At 40.1% G+C, this 1167-nt stretch carries 1 protein-coding gene; it reads left to right on the top strand.

What is annotated here, in order from left to right; translation table 11 throughout:
- Positions 1-1167 (top strand): PspC-related protein choline-binding protein 1 (locus HT699_RS07480; protein ID WP_240149887.1); only part of this gene is annotated, 1167 nt, incomplete at both ends.

The raw sequence follows: 1167 nt of genomic DNA on the forward strand, positions 1-1167 counted from the left end.
CCAAGAGCAAAGTTGAGCGTGAAGTTCTTCCTACAAGTGTCATCCGTTATGAAAAAGATGAAAGTAAAGCTCGTAGTGAAAATCCTGTTACAATTGACGGAGAGGATGGCTATGTAACCACGACGACGACCTACGATGTTAATCCAGAGAATGGTAAGGTTACCGAAAAAGTTACTGTAGACAGAAAAGAAGCCACGGATACAGTTATCAAAGTTCCAGCCAAAAGCAAGGTTGACCGCGAAGTCCTTCCTACAAGTGTCATCCGTTATGAAAAAGATGAAAGTAGAGACCGAGGAGCTTCTATTGAGATGGTTGACGGAGAAGATGGCTATGTAATCACGACAAGGACCTACGATGTTGATTCAGAGACTGGTAAGGTTACCGAAAAGGTTACCGTAGAGAAAAAAGAAGCCACGGATACAGTTATTAAAGTTCCAGCTAAAAGTAAGGTTGAAGAAGTTCTTGTTCCATTTGCTACTAAATATGAAGCAGACAATGACCTTTCTGCAGGACAGGAGCAAGAGATTACTCTAGGAAAGAATGGGAAAACAGTTACAACGATAACTTATGATGTAGATGGAAAGAGTGGACAAGTAACTGAGAGTACTTTAAGTCAAAAAGAAGACTCTCAAACAAGAGTTGTTAAAAAAGGAACCAAGCCCCAAGTTCTTGTCCAAGAAATTCCAATTGAAACAGAATATCTCGATGACCCAACTCTTGATAAAGGTCAAGAAGTAGAAGAAGCAGGAGAAATTGGTGAAATTACGCTTACTACAATTTATACTGTAGATGAACGTGATGGAACAATTGAAGAAACTACTTCTCGTCAAATTACTAAAGAGATGGTAAAAAGACGTATAAGGAGAGGGACGAGAGAACCTGAAAAAGTTGTTGTTCCTGAGCAATCATCTATTCCTTCGTATCCTGTATCTGTTACATCTAACCAAGGAACAAACGCAGCAGTAGAATCAGCTAAACCAGTTGCTCCAACAACAGGTTGGAAACAAGAAAATGGTATGTGGTATTTTTATAATACTGATGGTTCCATGGCAACAGGTTGGGCACAAGTGAATGGTTCATGGTACTATCTCAACTCTAACGGTTCCATGGCAACAGGTTGGGCACAAGTGAATGGTTCATGGTACTATCTCAACTCTAACGGTTCCA

It is taken from the genome of Streptococcus sp. 1055 (assembly GCF_013276815.1).
GTDB lineage: Bacteria > Bacillota > Bacilli > Lactobacillales > Streptococcaceae > Streptococcus > Streptococcus pseudopneumoniae.